This window comes from Halobaculum sp. CBA1158 (genome assembly GCF_021431925.1).
Lineage (GTDB): Archaea > Halobacteriota > Halobacteria > Halobacteriales > Haloferacaceae > Halobaculum.
The window spans coordinates 1-16,457 of the sequence record NZ_CP090371.1; the positions used below are offsets into that span (position 1 = coordinate 1).

The window sequence follows — 16,457 nt, forward strand, 5'->3', positions numbered from 1 at the left end:
ATGACACAGGACGATCGAACGGACGATGGAACGGACGGCGAGGGAAGCGACGGAACCAGCGATACTGACGCCGACCAGCACGACGCTGCCGATGATTCACACGAATCCGCGGCAGTAGACGAGTCCCGAGCAGTAGATCCCTCCGGAACGGGCGGTGAATCCGGGGGGGCGGACGAGTCCGAGCGGACGGCCGGTGAGTCCGAGCCGACGGCAGATGAGTCCGGGTCGATCGATGTGTCGACCGACGACGCGTCGTCTCGAGGGGTCACTCCAGATATCGAGGACACTCCGGATGCCGGTGACACCCCGGATATCGGTGACGACAGCGGCTCGTTCCGATTCGGATCTGGATCACGCTCGCGTGCGGACGTGGATTTGGACGTCGACGATCTGGATGTCGACGAGGTACTCGGCGACGACGACGAGGCGAGCACCGGACTGTTCGACGACCTCCTCTCGGGCGAGCCGATCTTCGAGAACAAGGAAGTCCTCCGACCGTCGTACACTCCTCATGAACTCCCTCACCGCAACGATCAGATCAACAAGATGGCGACGATCCTCGTGTCGGCGCTGCGTGGGGAGACGCCGTCGAACATCCTCATCTACGGGAAGACGGGGACCGGTAAGACCGCCTCCGCGAAGTTCGTCTCCCAGGAGCTGGAGTCGACCTCCCAGAAGTACGACGTTCCCTGCGAGGTTGAGTACATCAACTGCGAGGTGACCGACACCCAGTACCGGGTGCTCGCACAGCTCGCGAACAAGTTCATCGAGAAGAACGAGGCGGTCATCGACGACCGACTCGACGACCTCCGCGACCTCCGCTCGGAGGCGACGGACCGTCCGGACGCGTTGACCGACAGCGAGTTCGACGCAGTCGCCGACATCGACGACCGGATCGCCGACCTCGAATCCGACCGCGAGGAGATGGAGGAGGTGCCGATGACCGGGTGGCCCACCGACCGCGTCTACTCCACGTTCTTCGACGCCGTCGACTACCACGAGCGCGTCGTCGTCATCATGCTCGACGAGATCGACAAGCTCGTCGAGAAATCCGGCGACGACACGCTGTACAACCTCTCGCGGATGAACTCCGAACTGGAGAACTCCCGGATCTCCATCATGGGGATCTCGAACGACCTGAAGTTCACCGACTTCCTCGACCCTCGCGTCAAGTCGAGCCTCGGCGAGGAGGAGATCGTCTTCCCGCCGTACGACGCCAACCAGTTACGGGACATCCTCCAGCACCGCTCGGACATCGCGTTCAAGGGCGACGCGCTCACCGAGGACGTGATCCCGCTTTGTGCGGCGTTCGCCGCGCAGGAGCACGGCGACGCCCGCCGCGCGCTCGACCTCCTCCGCACAGCGGGGGAACTCGCCGAGCGCTCGCAGGCGGATCTCGTCGAGGAGGCGCACGTCAGGCAGGCCCAGGACAAGATCGAGTTGGACCGCGTCGTCGAGGTCGTTCGCACCCTCCCGACGCAGAGCAAGATCGTCCTCTTTTCGATCATCCTGCTCGAACAGAACGGCGTCCACAACGTCAACACCGGCGAGGTGTTCAACATCTACAAGCGGCTCTGTGAGGAGATCGACGCCGACGTGCTCACCCAGCGCCGGGTGACGGACCTGATCTCCGAACTCGACATGCTCGGCATCGTCAACGCGGTGGTCGTCTCGAAGGGTCGCTACGGCCGCACGAAGGAGATCAGCCTCTCGGTCCCCATCGACGAGACCGAGGCGGTCCTCATGTCCGACTCCCGTCTCGGCGACATCGAGGACGTCCAGCCGTTCGTGCAGGCGCGCTTCGACAACTGATCGCAACTCTCTCGCTCCGGAACGCTCACGGGATCAACACCCCTTCACTTCGCCTCGAGAAACCTACCTACGTACCTGTATTTTCTCGCCATTTCGATTCCACACGAAACGGTAGATGTCACCGGTACAGACGAGAGAGGGCGGTCACCCGATCACGGTCGATTCCCCTACTACCCGGGGACGGGAGTCGGTACCGATGGGCTCGGTCCGGTGGTTGCAGTCGAAGGGCTCGGTGCCGCGACCGCGGGTCGTCCGTCGTCGGCCGTCGCCGGCGCGGTCCCGGGTGACGCCGCGGTTTCGGACGTCGCCGCCGCGGTTCCCGATTCGGCGGCGACGACGGCCTCCGAGAAGATCAGCCGGACGTATCCCAGGTACGGAATTCGGACTCGGGCGACCCCGTGAATCCAGTCTGCGCGGACCACCGGGGCGATGCCGCTGACCTGGTCGTACTGGGAGTTCGCGTCGCCCTTGGTGATGAAGCCGTCGTAGGGGGCGGGACAGGCCGGCACGCGGTCACAGGAGTCGGCCGGGAGGTGGTCGGGATCCGCGCGGTCGACCCAGTTTTCTCCCTCCTCGACGTGCAAGCGAGCGCGGTGGATGATCGGCGGTCCACCTTCGCCTGGCGGCCGGTAGACGATCACCGATCCGGGGTCGCCGAAGGTTCCGTACTCCTGCTCGACGCCCGTCTCGTAGGTGACGACGCCGGTGTCCTCGTGGGCGAACTCGGGCGAGAAGCGGTCGGGATCCGTGATGAACACCAGGTCTCCGCGCTCCATGTGCGGTTCCATGCTCCCGGACTCGACGGCGACCATCGGCGGCCAGACGCCGGAGACGGCGAACAGGATCAACCCGACGAGCGCGACCGCAAGCGCCGAGGAGAGCACCTCCCGGATGAACAACAGCGTCCCGGTCTCGGCGTTGAGGAACCGCGACAGCGGGTCGTCCGGCCGCCGTCCGTCGTCGCTCATTATCGTCTCTGACCCGGCCGGCGGTGTTGAAGCTTCTGTTACCTCGATTTCTCGACCCCCGGACTCGTCCGCCGCGCCGGCTCCGGTTGTCATTCCGGCTCCGGTTCACCCGCACTCCGACTCTCTCTCGGATCGCGGGCCCGTCCGCTATGCTTTTGCCCGGCGACGGCAGACCCCCGTGCGTGCCGCTGGAATCGTCCTCCCGTGTCGTGCAGGCGCTCGCCAGCCGCGGCTACAACGCCGAGCGGGAGGCCGTCACGCTCATCGCCGAGGCGGACGCGCCCGGCGTCGCGCTGGAAACCGCCGTCGAGGTCGCTCCCGACGACGCGCTCGTGATCACCACGGACCACGTCCGCGAGGCGCTGGCGACCGAGCCGGTTCCCGACCCCAGCGCCCTCGACGAGGACGCGACCGACGACCGCGGTACCGCCGATGGAGTCTCCGCGAGCGAGGGATCCGCCGCAGGCGACGGATCCCCCGTGACTGACGGATCCCCCGCGCCCCAAACCCCCTCGGTTTCGTCTGGAACCGAGTCGACGTATCCCACGGACGACGGTGGGCGAGTTCCAGACGAAACGGGGGGGTCGATAGACGAGTCGACGACGGGCGATCCGTCACCCGAGAACTCGCGGGTCGGCGACCGATCGCCCCCCGCGCCCGTCGTCGCCAACGACATGACTGGCGAGTCGACCGGTACGGGCGAGTACGACGAGTTCGTCGGCGTGTTCCGCGACCGCTACGAGCGGCTCTCGGGTCAACTTCGCGGTCGCGTGAACCACCGTCCCGCCGACTCGATCGAGGCGATGGGCGGGGGGGCCGACGTGGAGACGATCGGGCTCGTCAACGACATCCGGTCGACCGCATCGGGCCACTGGCTGATCGAACTGGAGGACACGACCGGAACGTTCCCGTGTCTGGTGATGAAGGACCGCGACATCGCCGACCTGGTCGACGAACTCCTCCTGGACGAGTGCATCGCCGTCTCGGGGACGCTCGCCGACGACGCGGGAATCGTCTTCGTCGACGCGATCCACTTCCCGGACGTCCCCCGCACCCACCGCCCGAGCACCGCCGACCGCCACGTGCAGGCGGCGCTGATCTCGGACGTGCACGTCGGCTCCCAGGAGTTCCTCGCCGACGCGTGGAGCCGGTTCGCCGACTGGCTTCACACGGAGGAGGCCGAACGCGTCGAGTACCTGCTCATCGCCGGCGACATGGTCGAGGGCGTCGGCGTGTATCCGGGGCAAGACGAGGAACTGGACATCGTCGACATCTACGACCAGTACGAGCGGTTCTCCGAACACCTCAAGCAGGTCCCCGGCGACATGGAGATCGTCATGATCCCCGGGAATCACGACGCCGTCCGACTGGCCGAACCCCAGCCGGGGTTCGACGAGGAGCTCCGGGAGATCATGAGCGCCCACGACCCCCAGATCGTGAGCAACCCGGCCGTAGTCGACGTGGAGGGCGTGTCGATCCTGATGTATCACGGGGTCTCGCTGGACGAGGTAATCGCCGAACTGCCGGAGGAGAAGGCCAGCTACGACGAGCCCCACAAGGCGATGTACCAGCTCCTCAAGAAGCGACACGTCGCCCCGCAGTTCGGCGGGAAGACCCGCGTCGCCCCCGAGGAGCGCGATTACCTCGCGATCGACGAGGTGCCGGACGTGTTCCACACCGGCCACGTCCACAAGCTCGGCTGGGGGAAGTACCACAACGTCCTCGCGGTCAACTCCGGCTGCTGGCAGGCGCAGACCGACTTCCAGAAGTCGGTGAACATCGACCCCGACGTGGCCCACGCCCCGATCCTCGACCTCGACACGCTCGACATGACCGTCCGGAAGTTCGTGTGATTCCCGAACCCGTTCGGATACGTTTCCTCAGGCCTTCTCGACCCGGTAGCGCGTCGTCTCTTTCCCATCGAAGCGAGGCCCGGGACCGACCTCCTCGAACCCGGCGGCGTCGGCGGCCTCGCGAAGCGCGGACTCGCCCTCGACGACGAGCAGTTCCACCGCCATTCCCTCGCTCGCAGCGAACCGCAGCGGCTCTCCGAGGAGGCGCTCGGCGGCCTCGCGGGTCCCGCCGAACTGCGTGACGTGGACCGTCTCCCCGTGGGCGTCGAAGCTGACGAAGCCGAGCAGGTCGTCGGGGTCGGCGTCGACGTCCTCGTTGGGGTCGGTCGCGTCGGCCTCGCCGACGGCGACGCGGACGGTTCGGTCGTGGACCAGCCCCCGCATCGCGGCCGCGGGCGCGTCGGCGATGGACGAGAGCGCCTCCGCGTCGGCCTCCACCGCGTCCCGGACGTGCATACCCCCGCTTCGGCCGCATCCGTCCTAAAGCCTCACCCGCTCTCGACATCGACGGGGTGGGTCGTCCAACCGGCGGATCGGTCGTCAACCGTCGGAGTATTTGTCTCCGGCCGCGAACCCCGGCCCATGAGCGTTCGCGAGGAGTTCGACGCCTGGGCCGCCGACGGCCGCGACAGGGGGATGGAGGAGCGTCACTGGCACACGGCCAAGCACGTGCTCGCGCGGATGCCCGTCGAGGACGGCGACCGCGTCCTCGACCTGGGCACCGGCAGCGGGTACGCCCTCCGCGCGCTGGCGGATTCGACGGGGATGGCCCGCGGCTACGGCCTCGACGGCGCGCCCGAGATGGCCCGCAACGCCCGGGAGTACGCCCTCGGTGCGACTCGCGACGCCGATCTCGGGTTCGTGATCGGTGACTTCGGCCACCTCCCCTTCGCCGACGACTCGCTGCACCACGCGTTCACGATGGAGGCGTTCTACTACAGCGACGACCCCGTCGAGACGCTCCGGGAGATCGCGCGCGTCCTGATACCGGGAGGTACCTTCTACTGCGCGGTCAACTACTACGAGGAAAACGTCCACAGCCACGACTGGCAGGACGCCATCTCGGTCGACATGACGCGCTGGGACGCCGACCGGTACCGCGACGCCTTCCGCGAGGCGGGCCTCCACGTCGCCGAGCAGGACAACGTCCCCGACCGCGAGACGGAGATCCCCCCCGCCGACGAGTTTCCGACCGAGAACTGGGACACCCGGGAGGCGATGGTCGAGCGCTACCGCGAGCTCGGGACGCTGCTCACCGTCGGCGTCGCGCCGTGATCGGGTACCCGAGTCGCGTCCCGGCGTCGCGTCGTAGATAGTCGTGGGGGACGCCGGCGGCCGGCAGTTCGAGCGCGGGGACCGAGCATCCGAGCTACCCGCGATCCGCCCGCTCGACCACGCGTACGTCGTCGCGCTCGACGACGAGTCGCACGGGCTCGCCGGGCGCGAACGATCGCTCGCCGTCCGTGCGCGCCGCGATCGCGACGCCGTTCCAGTCGCAATGGAGGCGGGTGGCGTCGCCGAGGAACTCCGTGCTCTCGACGGTCGCCGAGAGCGTCGTGGACGCTGTGCCGCCGGCGCGTCTCATCCCGATCGGGGATCCCGTGTCGGGGGATTCGCCCGCGGCGTCGCCCCGCTCCACGCCGATCCGTTCCGGTCGGACGCAGGCGACGAGCCGGTCGCCCGCGGTCGGTCGTCGTCCCGCGGTCGGTCGTCGTCCCGCGGTCGACCGTCGTCCCGCGTCGGTCCCACTCGCCTGCGTTCCCTCCGCTTCGACTGGAAGCGGAATCGACATCCCTCGGTCGCTGTCTGCGGGGTTTCCGCCTTCGTCGAGGCCGTCGACACGAAGCCAGGGGGCCGCGTCGGTGTCGTTTCCCTCGACGACGCGCCCGTCGAGGACGTTGTTGTCCCCGAGGAACTCCGCGACGAACCGGGTCGCGGGCGCGTCGTACAGTTCCCTGGGCGGGCCGACCTGCTCGATCCGTCCGTCGTCGACGACGGCGACGCGGTCGGACACAGCCAGCGCCTCCTCCTGATCGTGGGTGACGTACACCGTCGTCAGGCCGAGCTCGTGCTGGATCGTCCGGATCTGCACGCGGAGTCGCTCGCGCAGGCGAGCGTCCAGCGCCGACATCGGCTCGTCGAGCAGCAGGAGCCGGGGTTCGGGCGCGAGCGCCCGCGCCAGCGCCACCCGCTGGCTCTGTCCGCCCGAGAGCGTGTCCGGGTCGCGGTCGGCGAACCCCGAGAGGTCGACCAACTCGAGCAGGTCGTCGACCCGACCGTCGACCGTCGTCCCCTCGGGGGGGTCGGCGAACCGGAGGCCGTAGGCGACGTTCTCGCCGACGGTCATGTGCGGGAACAGCGCGTAGCTCTGGAAGACGACGCCGATCCCCCTCGCTTCGGGTGGAACCCCCGCCATCGACTCGCCGCCGATGGCGATCGAGCCGTCGGTTGGCTCCTCGAACCCCGCGAGACACCGGAGCGTCGTGGTCTTTCCGCAGCCCGAGGGGCCGACGAGCGTGAAGAACTCCCCGGGCTCGATCCGGAGGTCGACGCCGTCGAGCGCCGTCGTCGGCCCGTACTCGACGCGGAGGTTCTCCACTCGAACCCCTCCTCCGGGGTCGTCGCCGTCGCGGTCGCCGTCGCGGTCGCTGTCGCCGTCGCGGTCGCCGTGAGTGCGCCCCCGTCCGGACCGCTCTCGCTCACCCACGGAACTCACCCCCGACGCGCTCGACGACCACGAAGGCGGCGGCGGTCACCGCCAGCAACACGGTCCCCATCGCCGTCGCGGGACCGAGCCGGCGACCGATGAACCGCTCGACGGCGACGGGCATGGTGTAGGTCCCGCCGCCCTCGGCGAGGATCACCGTCGAGTCGAACTCGCCGATCGAGATGGCGACCGCGAACGCCGCGCCGGCGACGACGCCGGGCCACACCAGCGGGAGTTCAACGTCCACGAGCGCCCGCGCCCGCGACGCGCCGAGCGCCCGCGCGGACTCGACGAGCGAGCGGTCGAGGGTGTCGAGCGGCGGCGCGACCGTCCGCACGACGAACGGGTAGGCGGCGACGGCGTGGGCGGCGACGATGGCGACCGCGCCCGTGACGGTGAACCGGTAGCCGAACGCCTCGAACCCGAAGACGAGCCCCCGGAGCATGCCGAGGCCGACGACGATCCCCGACACCGCGAGCGGGGCCATCGACAGCGCGTCGACGAGCCACCGCCCGCGGAAGCGGCGCGTCGTGAGCACGCCCATCGCGACGCCCATCGGCACGGCGACGAGGAGCGTCGCCGCCGCGAACAGCACGGAGTTGACGATCGCGGGGAACGGCTTCACCTGGAACGTCGCCCCGGTCGTCTGTCGCTCGAGGAGGAACCGGTAGGAGTCGAGCGTGAGCCCCGCGTCGCCGGCGACGCTGGCGTATACTGTGCTCGCAAGCGGTGCGAGGAACACGACGGCGACGACGGCGGCGTAGCCGGCGACCGCGAGGCGGCTCGCGAGTCGCTCGCGCGTCCACGACTCGGGCACCAGCGGCCGCCGGGCGAGCGTGCGGTTCCCTCGCCGCTCGGCCGCCTGCGCGCGCTCGTAGCGGAGGTACAGCGCCATCAGCGACAGCGACACGCCGGTCTCGAGCGCCGCCAACGACGCCGCCCGGCCGTACTCCAGTTGCTGGCGCGCCGAGTAGATGAACACCTCGATGGTCGCGAACTGCGCGCCCCCCAGCGCCAGGGGGATCGCGAAGGAGGCGAACGTGAACACGAACGTCAGCGCCGCCCCCGTGAGCATCGCCGGCAGCAGTTGCGGGAGCACCACGTCGAGAAAGGCCCGCGGTCGCGACGCACCCAGCGAGCGCGCCGTCTCGACGGCGCTCGCGTCGACGGACTCCCAGGCGGCCGTCACCACCCGGGTCACCAGCGGGGCGTTGTAGAAGGCGTGCGCGACGAGGATCGCCCCCAGCGACGGGAGCAGGTCGACCGGCGGAAGGCCGACGGCCGACAGCGTCGCGTTGAGCGTCCCGTCCGCGCCGAAGGTGGCGTAAAACCCCACGGCGACGAGCACCGACGGGAGCACGAACGGCACCATCGTCACCGAGCGGAGCGTGGCGCGCCCGCGGAACTCGAAGCGCGCGAGCACCCACGCCCCCGGCAGCCCGAGGACGACGCTGAGAAGGGTCGACAGCGCCGCCTGATAGGCAGTGAAGCCGAGCACGCGCCCGAGGTAGAACTCGTCGGTGAGCACCTCCGCGAGCGGACCGAAGGTGAGGCGACCGTCCTCGACGACGGCGTCGACGAACACGGTCGCGACCGGGTAGTAGAACAGCACGGCGAGCAGGAGGGCCGTACCGACCGCCAGCAGGGGGAGGGCGACCCGCTCCGCGAGCGCCGCGGGGCCGGCCTCACGTGCGCGACGCAGCGCGCGACCGAGTCGGGCCTCGCTCACCCGCCGGCGAAGCGCCGCGCCCACTGGTCGGTCCATGTCCCGAGGTTCGCTTCGAGCTCGTCGTACGTGAAGGTGACCGACTCCGGCGGCTCCTTGGCGTACTGGGCGTAGTCCTCGGGCAGCGGGGCGTCCGCGATCGCCGGGAACGCGACGTTGCGCTGGGCGATCCCCGCCTGGATCTCCGGCCGGAGCATGAACTCCATGAACGCCTCGGCGAGCCGGGGCGCGTCGGTGTCGGCGAAGCGGGCCATCCCCTCGGGGTTCGCGTACCCCTGGTCGTTGAGGAACCGGATCTGGTGTCTGTCGAGGTCCTGGTCCTCGGCGGCGGCGTACACCTGGTCGGTGGAGTAGGAGACGACCATGGGGGCCTCCTCGCTCTCGTAGGCCGCGTAGGAGTCCGACCAGTTGCCCAGCACCGTGATCCCGCCGTCCTGGAGGCGGTCCCAGTAGTCGAGGTACCCCTCCGGGCCGAAGGCGTCAATCGTGTGCAGCATGAACGCCTCGCCCGTCGAGGAGGTGGTCGGGTTCTGGGTGATGAGGTCGCCGGCGTGGTTCTCGGCAAGCTCGTCGAACGTCTCTGGGGCGACGAAGTCGCCGCCGTCCATCGTCGCGTTCCACACCAGCGAGATGTAGCCGGTGTCGAACGGCACCGCGCGGTTCTGCGGGTCGAACTGGAGCCCGTCGCGGACGGCGTCGAGCCCCTCGAGCGCGCCGGCCTCCGCGAACAGCGGGTCGGTGAACTGCCCCTCGCCGCGCTGGCCGTCGGCGTCGATGAGCTGCCCGGTGTTGAGCCCGACGTACACGTCGGCCTCGAACTCGACGCCCTGCACCGCGCGCTCGATGTAGTAGTTCAGCTCCGAGTCGGGGGTCTGATACACCAGCGTCGCGTCGAACTCGGACTCGAACTCCCGCTTGAGCCACGCGCCCGGACTCGTCGACGGCGCGTTGACGAACGGCGGGTACGTCGCCACGACGAGCGTGTCGGCCATCGGCTCCGTCGGCTCGCCGGTCGTGGTCCCCGGATCGCTCGTCTCCCCGCCCGAGTCGTCGGTCGTGTCGGCCGGCTCGCTTGTCGGATCGGCCGTCCGCTCGGCCGAACAGCCGGCCAGCGCGGCGATCCCGCCCGCGCCGACCGCCCGGATGAACCGTCGCCTGCTGCGACCACTCGCGTCTGTCATTACCGGGTGGTCACACCCGGAGGTAATTAACCCCCGCGATCCGGTGCGGGGAACGGTTTTGTACCGTGGGGTTCGGGATCGGGGCATGCAACCGACCCGTCGGACGGCGCTGGCCGCGCTGCTCGCGGGCCTTCTGGTGCTCACGGCCGTCGTCCTCCAGAGCGTCCTCTCGACGGTCGTGTTCGCGATCACGGTCGCGTACGTGCTGTACCCCCTCCGGCAGTTGATCCGCGAACGCGGTCGATCCGAACGGTTCGCGGCCGCCACGGCCACGACGGCGGGGTTCCTCGGCGTCGTCGCGCTCGCGGTCCCGCTGGGGTACGTGCTGTACCGCCGGCGTCGCGACCTGATCGGCTTCTTCGAGACGCTTCCCCCGCGCGTGGTCGTCGAGGCCGGCCAGTTCGCCTACGTCGTGGAGTTCTCCGACTGGTTCGCGCTCGCGCGGACGGCGCTCCGCGATGTCGCGTTCTCGCTGGCGGCGGCCGCGCCCGTCATCGCGCTGAAGCTGGTCGTGTTCACCTTCCTGGTGTACGGAGTGCTGCTCAAGCCGCACGCGCCGCGGGCGGCGCTGTTGCGGCTGTGCCCCGGGGAGTACCACGACGTGCTGTTCGCACTCCACCGCCGCACGGCGACCACGTTGCGGGCGATCTACGTGCTCCAGGGCGCGACCGCGGTCGCGACGTTCGTCCTCGCGTTCGTCACGTTCGCGGCGCTCGGGTACGACGCGCCGTTCTCGCTGGCGGTCGTCGCGGGCGTGCTCCAGTTCGTCCCGGTGCTGGGACCGAGCATCGTCGTCGTCGCGCTGGCGGTCGTCGACGTGGTCGCCGGCGACGCCTTCCGGGCGGCGATCGTCCTCGTCGTCGGCCTGATCCTCGTCGGGTTCATCCCCGACGCGGTGATCCGTCCGCGGCTGGCCGGCGGCACGACCGACCTCCCGGTCTCTGTGTACTTCGTCGGCTTCGTCGGGGGGCTGCTCACGCTCGGTGCGATCGGCTTCGTCGTCGGCCCGCTCGTCGTCGCCCTGCTCGCGGAGACGGTCAGACTGCTCTCGGCGAACGGGGACGCCGTCACGGCCCAGCAGCAGCTTCCGGGGCCGGCTCCTCGCGACGACCCGTCCGGACTCGCGAAACGGCTCGAACGCTTCGTCGCCGGCGACCCGGTGGCGGACCCCGAGAGCGTCGCCGGCGACGCGACCTCGGCCGACCGCGCCGGCGACTCGGCGGAGTCAGGATCCCGGGACAGCGTCGGCGACGACCCGACTGCCGCTGGCGACGATTCGACTGCCGACGGCGAGGACGAGGGATCGGACGACGCGGACGCTACTCGCTGACGGTCTCGCCACCGCGCTCCTCCCACTCGGTGAGGCTGCCCTCGTAGAACAGGACGTCTTCGTAGCCGAGGTGCCGGAGCACGAGGTACGTGTGGCTGATCCGACGGGCGGTGTTGCAGTACAGCAGCACCGCCCGATCCGGGGTGATCCCCCGGTCCGCGAGGATCGATTCCAGCTCTCCCCGGGGTTTCAGCCCCCTGGTGTCGGCGTCGACCAACTCGAGCCAGTCGAGCTGGACCGCCCCGGGGAGGTGCCCCTCCGCGTGCTCCCACTCCTCCCGGGTGTCGACGATCACCGTGTCGCCGTCGCGGTCCGCGTCGCCGTCAGGATCGCCGTCGCCGTCGCGGTCCGCGTCGCCGTCGAGGCGCTGGCGAACCCCCGCGAAGTCGACGAGCGGCGAGTCGCCGCCGGCGACGGGATCGGTCGGCTCGTAGTCGCTCGGATCCGGCTCGGGGGCGTCCCGTTCGGTCGCGTGCCCGCGGCTCCACGCGCTGTAGTCGCCGTCGAGCAGGTGCAGTCGATCCGGGTCGTGACCGTACAGTTCGGCGGTGACGAGAAAGCGCGCGGCGAAGACGCCGTGCTCGTCGTCGTAGGCGACGATCTCGTCGTCGCGGTCGATCCCGGCCGTCGAGAGCAGGTCGCCCCATCGCTCGGTCCCGGGGAGCATCCCCTCGTCCCCGACCTCGGACCTGAACTCGTCGAACGGGATCGAGACCGCCCCCGGCAGGTGGCCGATCCCGTCGTACTCCCATGCGTCGCGCACGTCGACCACGGCGAGGCCGGGGTCGTCCAGTCGGTCCGCGACCCACTCCGCGGAGACGAACGTGTCGGTCATACCCTCCGTTCGCGAGGGGGAGACAAAAGCCCGGCCGAGACGGCGACGCCGGCGGCGCGTCCGGGAAACCAGCAATAGTTGCCCAAACATACCGTCGGCGTGAACCCCCCCCGATCCGCGTCGCCCACGCGACGACGCGATGGCGGCATCGGGGACGGACAGAGGGCCGAGGGCGGCGGATATACGGCAACATTCTCCGGTTCGCGGAACGAATGGCCGCCTCTGCCGGGGATACGGGTATTAAACCCCGAGGCGACGTATGGGAGATCGCAATGTCAGACTACGCAAAGGACGTACTCGTCAGCGCCGAGTGGGTTGAAGAGCGCCTCGACGAGTTCCAGTCCGACGACCCCGCGCACCGACTGGTGGAGGTGGACGTGGACACCGAGGCGTACGACGCCGAACACGCCCCCGGTGCCATCGGCTTCAACTGGGAGACGGACCTCCAGGACCAGACCCAGCGCGACGTGCTCACGAAGGAGGACTTCGAGGCGCTGAACGCCGAGCACGGCATCAGCGACGACTCGACGGTCGTGCTGTACGGCGACTCCTCGAACTGGTTCGCCGCCTACACCTACTGGCAGTACAAGTACTACGGCCACGACGACGTGAAGCTGCTCAACGGCGGCCGCGAGTACTGGCTGGACAACGACTTCCCGACGACTCAGGAGGTCCCGGAGTACCCCGAGACCACCTACGAGGCCGACGACCCCGACGAGTCCATCCGCGCGTACCGCGACGACGTGGACGACGCCATCGGCGCGGGCGTTCCCCTCGTCGACGTGCGCTCGCCCGAGGAGTACAGCGGCGAGATCCTCGCCCCGCCGGGCCTGCAGGAGACCGCCCAGCGCGGCGGCCACATCCCCGGCGCGCGCAACATCTCGTGGGCCTCGGTCACCAACGACGACGGGACGTTCAAGACCAAGGAGGAGCTGGAGGAGCTGTACGACGACGTGCTCGCGGAGGGCGACGACGAGATCGTCGCCTACTGCCGCATCGGCGAGCGCTCCTCGGTCGCGTGGTTCGCGCTCCACGAGCTCGTGGGCGCAGACCAGACCGTCAACTACGACGGTTCCTGGACCGAATGGGGCAACCTCGTGCGCGCCCCGATCGTGACGGGCGACGAACCCGGCGGGAACTGAAGCGAGACGCGAGGCGGAGCCGAGCGTCTCGGTAGGACGCCGGGGCGGTCCCGTGCCGCCCCGGCCAGGACCGACACGAGGCCGTTCGACGGCCCGTTCTTTCGACGCGCGCTACCCGCCCAGCACCGCCGCCGCGATCCGCGGGGTGAGGAACGCTTCGATGGCCGCCGCGACGACCAGCAGGATCGCGATCCCGACGAGGACGTGCGCCGCCCGCTCGAACTCGTCGGCGACGGTCGCGGCGCTGGCGCGTCCGCGGAGGCCCCGCCAGCCCACGACGCCGAGGTGCAGACCGAGGCCGCCGGCGACGGCGATCACCGGCAGTTCGAGCACGCCGTGGGGGGCGACGAGCGCGAGGAAGGCGGCCCGGTCGAACACGCCCGCGAGCGCCCCGACGAGCAGCCCGTTGAACGCCAGCCCGGAGGCGGCCGGGATGCCGAGCGCGAGCCCGCCGAAGGCGATCCCGGCGCTCACGAGCCAGTTGTTGACCGCGATGGTGAGGAACGGGCCGACGGCGACGGAGCCGAACACGCCGGCCACGTCCGCCGGCGGCGGGACCGCGACGCCGTAGGGGGCGGTCGTGGCGTAGCCGACGACGACGCCGCCGGCCAGGATCCCGAGGCCGGCGAGCACGGTGACGGGGTGGCCGCGAAGGAAGGCGACGAGTTCGCCCCACCCGTCGGCGAGCGCTCGCCGGAGTCGGGTCCTGACGGCCGGTCGCTCCACCGGGGCCGGCACGCCGACGCCGGCGTAGAGGGCGGTCGCCCCCGCCTCCAGCAGCGGGACGACCACGAGCGGGAGGAACAGTCCGCCGAGGCGGCCCGCGCCCGCGGCGTTGGCGACGGTGACGGCGATCCCGACGCCGACGTAGCCGCCGACGGCGACCAGCGCGAACGCCACCGCGCGGGCCGGGTGCGCTCGAACGAACCCGACGCTGCCTCGGACGGCACCCAGCGCCCCGCGCTCGTCGACGACGGCCGCCGACTCGGCGAACGCCAGCAGGAACCACACGAGGGCGGCGACGAGTCCCCCGATCCCGACGACGGCGACGCCCACGAAGATCGCGAGCGCCCCCGTCGCGGTCGTGATTTCGCCCGCCGGCGAGCCCGCGGAGGCGGTCCACCCCGAACGAGAGGCGACCCCGGCGACGACCGCCAGCGGAAGGCCCACCGCGAGCAGGACAAGTGCCGCACGCACGACCGCGACGCCGACGAACGTCCGCCAGCGACCGATCGTCTCGACGCCCGAGACCAGCGGCGGTCGGCCGTCGAGGGCGGCCCAGACGGTGCCGTACGTCGCCGCCGAGGCGACGGCGCGCGCGAGGACGCTCACGACGACCGCGCCGACCCCGCCCAGCGCGACTGTCGCGATCACCGCCGGCGTCGCGGCGGCGGTCACGGCGTCGCCGACGCCCGGCGGCAGGTCGCCCGCCATTCCCGCGGCCGGGCCGCCGCCGGCCGATCCGGACTCTCGGGCGGCGGTCATGACCTCCCCGAGCGCGCGCACGAGCGGCTCGAGCCGTCCGGTCGCGGCGAGGATCGCGGCCGTGCCCGCGATCGCGACGACGACCGGCACCTGTGTGGCGGCGGTGACGCCGAGCGCGAGGAGGTATGCGGGGAGGACGGCTGCGGGGCGATCGCGGAGGAGTCGTCCGGCGGCGCGGAGGGCGTCGGCGACCGACCGGGGACCGTCGTGGGGACGCGGCATGTGTCCCGTCTCCGACGCGCGCGGCGTAAGCGTGTCGCCGGCGCGGTTGCGTCGTCGCCGTCGCCTCGACCCTGCTCGGTTCCCTGGCGTCGTCGTGGCGAGGGTTTCAAGCACGGGAGCGGCGTACGGTCGCGCATGGACGCAGCCACCTTCTCGAGGGAGTTCCGCGACGACAACGAGACGCCGCTCTCCCGGCTCGGATCCTCGAAGTCGCTGTACGCGCTCACCGGCGGCGAGATGGACGCCGGGGCGGTCCGGACGGCCGTCGCCGCGGAGTTCGCGCTCGCCGGTCGCACCTTCGAGTCCTGGAGCGCAGACGAGGCCAACGGCGACGCCGCCGCGCTGTTCGGCGACGTGGCCGAGGACGCCCGCGAGCATCGGGACACGGCCGACGCCGACGTGGACCCCGCGGGCGACGACGTGCACGAGTACCCCGAGTACGACGTGCTCGCCGACCTCGACGCCACGGCCGAACGGGCCGGCGGGCTGTACGGCCGCCTCGTGCTCGCGCACACCCGAACCGAGCAGACGGTCGGCTTCTTCGTCGGCGACGCCGACCCGGCGTCCTCGAACGAGTTCCGCGCGGTCCGCGACGATCTCGACGACCGCCTCGACGACGCGCTCGACCTACTGGCCTCGGTCTGTGAGGGCGACGACGACGGGGACTGGGCCGCCGCCCGCGACGCCGCCGACGCCGTCGTTGACGCCGCATACGACGACTACGTCGAGACGCTGGAGTCGATGGGCGTGAAGCCGAAGAACGTCTGTTGAGGGGGTCGTCGTCGACCGCGCGGCGACGCGTCGACCGGCTCAGACGCCGGGGAGGTCCTCGCGGTACTCGTTGATGCACTCGACGGCGTCGGCGACGTGTTCCTCCGCGTCGCCGCCGGCGTTCCCGGCGGCCTCGCGCAGGACGTGCGTCTGTTTGGCCAGCCAGCCGTGGTCCGGGCCGCGCTCGCGGTCGACCGCCGACGCCAGCGCGTCGGCCGCGTTCTCGAGCCGTTCGGCCGGCTCGCCGTCGGCGCTCTCGGCCGCCCGCTGTGCGTGCTCGCTCGCTTCCGTGAGGAGTTCCGGTCGCATGGGCGACGGTTCTCGGCTCCGCGTCGTAGTCGTTTCGACGCGACTCCGGGGCCGCGTGGGGTTCGTTCGTCGTCGTCGCGTTCGCCGTCGTCGTCGCGTTCGCCGTCGTAGTCGCC

Annotated in this window: 14 protein-coding genes; 6 read left to right on the forward strand and 8 right to left on the reverse strand. The window is 70.6% G+C overall.

The window, feature by feature from the left end:
• Nucleotides 1-1,812 carry an orc1/cdc6 family replication initiation protein gene (locus Hbl1158_RS00005; protein WP_234298046.1) on the forward strand — a complete coding sequence of 604 codons (1,812 nt, stop codon included), beginning with the start codon at nucleotides 1-3 and terminating at the stop codon, nucleotides 1,810-1,812.
• A 170-nt stretch (nucleotides 1,813-1,982) separates the two neighbouring features.
• Here the strand turns inward: Hbl1158_RS00005 and Hbl1158_RS00010 are convergent, their stop codons facing one another.
• A complete protein-coding gene (locus tag Hbl1158_RS00010; RefSeq protein WP_234298047.1) occupies nucleotides 1,983-2,780 on the reverse strand; it encodes a S26 family signal peptidase in 798 nt (265 codons plus the stop codon).
• Nucleotides 2,781-2,962: 182 nt separating this feature from the next.
• On the opposite strand from Hbl1158_RS00010, the gene Hbl1158_RS00015 reads away from it, so the two are divergent.
• On the forward strand, nucleotides 2,963-4,633 hold the full coding sequence (locus Hbl1158_RS00015) for a DNA-directed DNA polymerase II small subunit (RefSeq protein WP_234298048.1): 1,671 nt from the start codon (nucleotides 2,963-2,965) through the stop codon (nucleotides 4,631-4,633).
• 27 nt (nucleotides 4,634-4,660) lie between these two features.
• Here Hbl1158_RS00015 and Hbl1158_RS00020 read toward each other — a convergent pair whose 3' ends face one another.
• The gene (locus Hbl1158_RS00020; protein ID WP_234298049.1) at nucleotides 4,661-5,089 is read right to left on the reverse strand and encodes a hypothetical protein; all 429 of its coding nucleotides are present in this window, start codon (nucleotides 5,087-5,089) and stop codon (nucleotides 4,661-4,663) included.
• A gap of 126 nt (nucleotides 5,090-5,215) precedes the next feature.
• On the opposite strand from Hbl1158_RS00020, the gene Hbl1158_RS00025 reads away from it, so the two are divergent.
• Nucleotides 5,216-5,908, forward strand: a complete 693-nt coding sequence (locus tag Hbl1158_RS00025; RefSeq protein WP_234298050.1) for a class I SAM-dependent methyltransferase — start codon at nucleotides 5,216-5,218, stop codon at nucleotides 5,906-5,908.
• Between the two features lie 94 nt (nucleotides 5,909-6,002).
• On the opposite strand, the gene Hbl1158_RS00030 is transcribed toward Hbl1158_RS00025, so the two are convergent.
• The 3 genes from Hbl1158_RS00030 to Hbl1158_RS00040 form a co-directional block, all read right to left on the reverse strand.
• On the reverse strand, nucleotides 6,003-7,232 hold the full coding sequence (locus tag Hbl1158_RS00030; RefSeq protein WP_234299550.1) for an ABC transporter ATP-binding protein: 1,230 nt from the start codon (nucleotides 7,230-7,232) through the stop codon (nucleotides 6,003-6,005).
• Between the two features lie 100 nt (nucleotides 7,233-7,332).
• Nucleotides 7,333-9,105 carry an iron ABC transporter permease gene (locus tag Hbl1158_RS00035; RefSeq protein WP_234298051.1) on the reverse strand — a complete coding sequence of 591 codons (1,773 nt, stop codon included), beginning with the start codon at nucleotides 9,103-9,105 and terminating at the stop codon, nucleotides 7,333-7,335.
• Nucleotides 9,066-10,247 (reverse strand): thiamine ABC transporter substrate-binding protein, encoded by a 1,182-nt coding sequence (locus Hbl1158_RS00040; protein ID WP_234298052.1) that lies wholly within the window; start codon nucleotides 10,245-10,247, stop codon nucleotides 9,066-9,068. Before Hbl1158_RS00040 ends, Hbl1158_RS00035 begins: the two co-directional genes overlap by 40 nt.
• A gap of 85 nt (nucleotides 10,248-10,332) precedes the next feature.
• On the opposite strand from Hbl1158_RS00040, the gene Hbl1158_RS00045 reads away from it, so the two are divergent.
• Nucleotides 10,333-11,577 carry an AI-2E family transporter gene (locus Hbl1158_RS00045; RefSeq protein WP_234298053.1) on the forward strand — a complete coding sequence of 415 codons (1,245 nt, stop codon included), beginning with the start codon at nucleotides 10,333-10,335 and terminating at the stop codon, nucleotides 11,575-11,577.
• Here Hbl1158_RS00045 and Hbl1158_RS00050 read toward each other — a convergent pair.
• On the reverse strand, nucleotides 11,567-12,412 hold the full coding sequence (locus Hbl1158_RS00050) for a rhodanese-like domain-containing protein (protein WP_234298054.1): 846 nt from the start codon (nucleotides 12,410-12,412) through the stop codon (nucleotides 11,567-11,569). The genes Hbl1158_RS00045 and Hbl1158_RS00050 overlap by 11 nt on opposite strands.
• 266 nt (nucleotides 12,413-12,678) lie before the next feature.
• Between Hbl1158_RS00050 and Hbl1158_RS00055 the strand changes: the two genes are divergently transcribed.
• The gene (locus tag Hbl1158_RS00055) at nucleotides 12,679-13,554 is read left to right on the forward strand and encodes a sulfurtransferase (RefSeq protein WP_234299551.1); all 876 of its coding nucleotides are present in this window, start codon (nucleotides 12,679-12,681) and stop codon (nucleotides 13,552-13,554) included.
• 111 nt (nucleotides 13,555-13,665) lie between these two features.
• Here the strand turns inward: Hbl1158_RS00055 and Hbl1158_RS00060 are convergent, their stop codons facing one another.
• Nucleotides 13,666-15,261, reverse strand: a complete 1,596-nt coding sequence (locus Hbl1158_RS00060) for a stage II sporulation protein M (protein ID WP_234298055.1) — start codon at nucleotides 15,259-15,261, stop codon at nucleotides 13,666-13,668.
• Nucleotides 15,262-15,396: 135 nt separating this feature from the next.
• Between Hbl1158_RS00060 and Hbl1158_RS00065 the strand changes: the two genes are divergently transcribed.
• The gene (locus tag Hbl1158_RS00065) at nucleotides 15,397-16,032 is read left to right on the forward strand and encodes a transcription antitermination protein (protein WP_234298056.1); all 636 of its coding nucleotides are present in this window, start codon (nucleotides 15,397-15,399) and stop codon (nucleotides 16,030-16,032) included.
• A 39-nt stretch (nucleotides 16,033-16,071) separates the two neighbouring features.
• Here the strand turns inward: Hbl1158_RS00065 and Hbl1158_RS00070 are convergent, their stop codons facing one another.
• A complete protein-coding gene (locus Hbl1158_RS00070; RefSeq protein ID WP_234298057.1) occupies nucleotides 16,072-16,341 on the reverse strand; it encodes a hypothetical protein in 270 nt (89 codons plus the stop codon).
• Between the last annotated feature and the right edge of the window lie 116 nt (nucleotides 16,342-16,457).

Excerpts from the sequence above, each read along its gene's own strand:
- Hbl1158_RS00070 (WP_234298057.1), bottom strand. The coding sequence starts at position 16,341 with ATGCGACCGGAACTCCTCACGGAAGCGAGCGAGCACGCACAGCGGGCG.
- Hbl1158_RS00060 (WP_234298055.1), bottom strand. The coding sequence starts at position 15,261 with ATGCCGCGTCCCCACGACGGTCCCCGGTCGGTCGCCGACGCCCTCCGC.
- Hbl1158_RS00005 (WP_234298046.1), top strand. The coding sequence starts at position 1 with ATGACACAGGACGATCGAACGGACGATGGAACGGACGGCGAGGGAAGC.
- Hbl1158_RS00050 (WP_234298054.1), bottom strand. The coding sequence starts at position 12,412 with ATGACCGACACGTTCGTCTCCGCGGAGTGGGTCGCGGACCGACTGGAC.
- Hbl1158_RS00020 (WP_234298049.1), bottom strand. The coding sequence starts at position 5,089 with ATGCACGTCCGGGACGCGGTGGAGGCCGACGCGGAGGCGCTCTCGTCC.
- Hbl1158_RS00010 (WP_234298047.1), bottom strand. The coding sequence starts at position 2,780 with ATGAGCGACGACGGACGGCGGCCGGACGACCCGCTGTCGCGGTTCCTC.
- Hbl1158_RS00040 (WP_234298052.1), bottom strand. The coding sequence starts at position 10,247 with ATGACAGACGCGAGTGGTCGCAGCAGGCGACGGTTCATCCGGGCGGTC.
- Hbl1158_RS00045 (WP_234298053.1), top strand. The coding sequence starts at position 10,333 with ATGCAACCGACCCGTCGGACGGCGCTGGCCGCGCTGCTCGCGGGCCTT.
- Hbl1158_RS00065 (WP_234298056.1), top strand. The coding sequence starts at position 15,397 with ATGGACGCAGCCACCTTCTCGAGGGAGTTCCGCGACGACAACGAGACG.
- Hbl1158_RS00025 (WP_234298050.1), top strand. The coding sequence starts at position 5,216 with ATGAGCGTTCGCGAGGAGTTCGACGCCTGGGCCGCCGACGGCCGCGAC.
- Hbl1158_RS00035 (WP_234298051.1), bottom strand. The coding sequence starts at position 9,105 with ATGGACCGACCAGTGGGCGCGGCGCTTCGCCGGCGGGTGAGCGAGGCC.